Source organism: Agromyces sp. P1_H4, assembly GCF_056405255.1.
This window is the reverse complement of sequence record NZ_JBFUCL010000323.1, coordinates 1-4,294: the sequence shown is the minus strand read 5'-3', so window position 1 is coordinate 4,294 and position 4,294 is coordinate 1. Positions and strand designations below refer to the sequence as shown.

At 70.5% G+C, this 4,294-nt stretch carries 6 protein-coding genes and 1 tRNA gene; 6 read left to right on the top strand and 1 reads right to left on the bottom strand.

Annotation, left to right across the window (positions count from 1 at the left end):
- The 6 genes from rsfS to AC1DY2_RS16240 all read left to right on the top strand — a co-directional run.
- Positions 1-291 (top strand): ribosome silencing factor (gene rsfS, locus AC1DY2_RS16265; RefSeq protein WP_476763363.1); only part of this gene is annotated, 291 nt, incomplete at its 5' end.
- A gap of 92 nt (positions 292-383) precedes the next feature.
- Positions 384-459: transfer RNA gene (locus AC1DY2_RS16260), tRNA-Ala, on the top strand.
- 75 nt (positions 460-534) lie between these two features.
- The gene (locus AC1DY2_RS16255) at positions 535-1,740 is read left to right on the top strand and encodes a glutathionylspermidine synthase family protein (protein ID WP_476763362.1); all 1,206 of its coding nucleotides are present in this window, start codon (positions 535-537) and stop codon (positions 1,738-1,740) included.
- The gene (locus tag AC1DY2_RS16250) at positions 1,737-2,333 is read left to right on the top strand and encodes a hypothetical protein (protein WP_476763361.1); all 597 of its coding nucleotides are present in this window, start codon (positions 1,737-1,739) and stop codon (positions 2,331-2,333) included. Before AC1DY2_RS16255 ends, AC1DY2_RS16250 begins: the two co-directional genes overlap by 4 nt.
- A gap of 27 nt (positions 2,334-2,360) precedes the next feature.
- Positions 2,361-2,858 (top strand): glutathione peroxidase, encoded by a 498-nt coding sequence (locus AC1DY2_RS16245; protein WP_476763360.1) that lies wholly within the window; start codon positions 2,361-2,363, stop codon positions 2,856-2,858.
- Positions 2,859-2,947: 89 nt separating this feature from the next.
- Positions 2,948-3,475, top strand: coding sequence for a hypothetical protein (locus AC1DY2_RS16240; protein ID WP_476763359.1), 528 nt, complete (start codon positions 2,948-2,950; stop codon positions 3,473-3,475).
- 67 nt (positions 3,476-3,542) lie between these two features.
- On the opposite strand, the gene AC1DY2_RS16235 is transcribed toward AC1DY2_RS16240, so the two are convergent.
- Positions 3,543-4,294: dihydrolipoamide acetyltransferase family protein (locus AC1DY2_RS16235; RefSeq protein WP_476763358.1), on the bottom strand; the 752-nt coding region annotated here is incomplete at its 5' end.

The window sequence follows — 4,294 nt, the reverse complement described above, 5'->3', positions numbered from 1 at the left end:
CTCGACGTGTCGGGACCGCTGCCGTTCGCCGACGTCTTCCTCCTCGTCACGGGCAATTCCGAGCGCAACGTCGTCGCGATCGCCGACGAGGTGGAAGACGTGCTGCGCGACGCCGGGGCGAAGACCCTGCACCGCGAGGGTCACGCCGCAGGACGATGGATCCTGCTCGACTTCGGCGGGCTCGTGGTGCACGTGTTCCACCGGGAGGAGCGCCTCTACTACGGTCTCGAGCGGCTCTGGCTGGACTGCCCGGCCCTGCCGGTCGCGCCCCTGCTCGCGCGCGAGAACTGACGCCCGCGGCATCCGCCGGCTGAGGCCGCCTCGATTTCTTTCGGAGGGCGAGGCTGGTGTAAGCTCAATTCGTTGCCCCGAACGGGGCGCACGGGTCTGTGGCGCAGCTGGTAGCGCACCTGCATGGCATGCAGGGGGTCAGGGGTTCGAGTCCCCTCAGATCCACCATTCATTCGGTTCGGCCGGTTCCCTCTCGGGACCGGCCATTCCTGTCCGTGGTGCCACGACCCCCGAAGGACTCACGTGATCCGCACCTCATCGACGCCACGTGCCGACTGGCGTGGGCGGTTCGATCGCATCGGCTTCACGTTCTACGACCTGCCTTCCGAAGGCGGGCGTCCGTACTGGCAGGAAGAGGCCGCCTACGGCTTCACGATGGCCGAGATCGACGCCTTCGAGCGGGCGACACGAGAATTGTTCGATCGGTGCATGGACGCGGTCGAACATCTCGTCCGCACCCGACGCTTCGCCGAGTTCGGCATCCCCACGCCGCTGCACGACCTGGTCGCGCGTTCCTGGGATGAGGACGACCCGACCGTCTACGGCCGCTTCGACCTCGCCTATGACGGCCAGGACACCATCAAGCTCCTCGAGTTCAACGCCGACACGCCGACCTCGCTCGTGGAGTCGGCTGCCGCGCAGTGGCAGTGGCTGGTGGAGACGCGCGGCCAGGACGCCGACCAGTTCAACCTGCTGCACGAGCTCCTCGTCGAGCAGTGGGAGCACATCAGGACGGCTCGTCTCGGCGTGGCGGCCGGAGCACGCCTGCATCTCGCCTCGCTGCACGACACGGGCGACGGCGCGCTCATCRTCGAAGACGCCGACACGGTGGCGTACATGGCCGAGACGGCGAAGCAGGCCGGCTTCGACACGAAGCTCATCTTCGTGGAGGACATCCGGTTCGATGTCGACGCCCACCGGTTCGTCGACCCCGACGGGGAGCCGATCCAGCAGATCTTCAAGCTGTATCCGTGGGAGTGGATGGCCCAGGAGCAGTTCGCCGGGTTCCTCGAGTCCACGCGCGACTCGACCGTGTGGGTCGAGCCGATCTGGAAGATGCTCCTGTCCAACAAGCAGTTGCTCGTCGTGCTCTGGGAGCTCTTCCCGGGCCATCCGCTCCTCCTTCCGGCGTCGGCGACGTCCGAGCCGCTCACGGGGACGGCGTACGTCTCGAAGCCGAAGCTCGGGCGTGAGGGAGCCAACGTCACGATGTTCGATGCGTCGGGCGCCGAGATCGCCTCCAACGGGGGYGACTACGGCGACACCGGATTCGTGTACCAGCAGCGTGCCGACCTCGCTCGCATCGACGGCCGGACCGTCGTCGTCGGTTCGTGGGTGGTGGGCGAGACGCCGGCCGGCATCGACGTCCGTGAGACGAGCGGGCCCATCACCGGTGACCTGGCCGAGTTCGTGCCGCATTTCATCATCGATCCCGAGGAGTCGCGATGAGTCCCGCTGCACGCCGCCGGTCGGCGCTGGTCGAGGTTTCGGGGGCGACCCGGCCCCCGGCGCCGCGGGTGGTCGCCGCCATCGGCGTGGCCGGCGCCATGCTGCTCCTCGCCGGCTGTTCGCCGTTCCCCGAGGACGGCGTGGTCGTGTCGGGTGCCGACGGCGAGGAGTACATCCTCCCCGACGGCACGGAACGCCCCGTGTACGCCTCGAGGGAGGACTGCATCGCGGATGTCTCGGAGCAGATCCGGCTGCTCCGGGCAGAGGGCACGGCGGTGGACGCCTCGCCCGACCAGCTGTGCGAATCGTCCGACGGGTACCACGGTCACTACGGCGCCGGCCTGTGGCTCGGTCCGCTCCTGTTCTCCGGTTCCCGCTGGGACTCGTCGCGTGTCAGCTCCTGGGCGCCCGTGACCGGCGGCGGGTTCGCCAAGCCGGGGTCCACGGCGCACTCCGACGTCGTCGAGCGCGCCCCGGCCGGCGCGAAGGTCGGCGAGCGGGCGCCGCTCTCGGGCGGCTTCGGCTCGTCGGCGAAGTCCGGCGGCTTCGGATCCAGCGTGAAGGGGTCGCATTCGGGCTCGTTCGGGGGTTGAACGATCGGCGCGGGTTAGGCTCGTGAGGTGGACATCCGAGACATCCCCATCACGACCATCGACGGCGGCACCGCCTCGCTCGCCGACTACGGCGACCAGGTCGTGATGGTGGTGAACGTCGCGTCGAGGTGCGGGCTGACACCGCAGTACGAGAAGCTCGAGGCGCTCCAGCGCGAGTACGGCCCGCGGGGCTTCACGGTGCTCGGGTTCCCCTGCAACCAGTTCGCCGGCCAGGAGCCGGGATCCGCCGAGGACATCAAGGAGTTCTGCTCCATGACCTACGGCGTGAGCTTCCCGCTCATGGACAAGGTGCGGGTGAACGGCCGGCACCGGCATCCGCTCTACGCGGAGCTCACGAAGGTTCCGGATGCCGCAGGCAGGACCGGTCGCGTCAAGTGGAACTTCGAGAAGTTCGTGGTGCTGCCGGGCGGCGAGGTCGTCCGCTTCCGGCCCGCCGTGCAGCCAGACGATCCCACCGTGATCGGCGTCATCGAGCGGGGGCTCGCCGAGGCCCAGGCGGCCTGAGCCGAACCGGCCGACGGCGCGCTTCCTTGACCGGCCCCATCGAGCGGCCCACAATTGGGGGGTCATCCATCCAAGGGAGCGGGGAACCAATGAGCGACGCGTACTCACGTCCGATCGTCGACCAGCAGGGCGCGCCCGGCGGTCAGGTCCCCGGTGACGACACGACCGTGGTGCTGCCCGCCTCCGGTGCCGCGCAGGAGAGCCCGGCTCCGCGAGGGCCGCGCACGGCTTCGCCCGCGTGGAGCCGCGACCTGCGGTTCATGCTCGTCGTGCTCGTGGGCATCGTGGTGCTGTTCCTCGCATTCGCCCTGCTCATCGCGTTCAGCCCCACCGGGGCCGCGATCAGCGCCCTCGCGGTCATCGCGGCCCCGATCGCGACCATGGTGGCCGCGTACTACGGCATCTCGCTCGCGCTCCGTCAGGTGAGCGACGCGCGCAGCTCGGCGGAGGCGTCGGAGGCACGCGCGCGGGCGGCGGAGGCCAGCGCTCGCGAGTCCGACGCGTGGGCGGCGCAGATGGAGTCGGGCCTCAGGGTCGCCGTGGCGAAGTTGCGCGCGGCCGGCCAGGAGACGCGCGACATCGAGCGCGCCGCGGGCACGCCCGACGAGTTCTTCTGATCCGTCGGGCTCGCCGGCCCGTCCGAGGTCGAGCAGCCGTGCCGTGCCGTGCCGTGCGCCGGCCTCGTCAGAGCTCGGCGAGCACCGAGACGGGGCGTTCGATGCATCCGGCGACGAACGTGAGGAACGCCGCCGCCTCCGCGCCGTCGCAGACGCGGTGATCGAACGAGAGCGTCAGCTCCGTCACGGTGCGCACGGCGAGCTCGCCGTCGACCACCCACGGGCGTTGCACGAGCCGCCCAAGGCCGAGCATCGCCGCCTCGGGATGGTTGATGATGGCCGCGGAGCCGTCGACCCCGAGCGTGCCGTAGTTGTTCAGCGTGAACGTGCCGCCCTGCAGGGCTGCGGGCGGGAAGGCACCGGTCGACGCCTCCTCGCTGCGCGACACGATCGCGTCGCGGAGCGTGCGGAGGCTGAGGTGGTCCGCCCCGTGGACGACGGGCACGAGCAGACCACGCGGCGTCTGCGCGGCGATCCCGAGGTTCACGGRGCCGTGCACGACGATCTCGTCGCGCTCGGCGTCGAAGCTGGAGTTGAGCAGCGGATGCCGCGCCAGGCCTGCCACGGCGAACCTGGCCACGAGCGCCGTGACGCCGAAGCGCTCGCCGGTCGCCTCCTGCAGCTCGCGCCGAGCGGCGAGCAGCCCGGTCGCGTCGACGTCCATCCACACGGTCGCCTCGGGGATCTCACGGCGCGAGCGCGAGAAGTGCGCGGCGGCGGCGCGGCCCATGCGATCGAGCGGCACGCGACGGTCGGTCGAGGCATCCGTCGTCGAGGGGGCGACGGATGCCACAGGCGCGGCCTGCGGCGGCGTAGAGA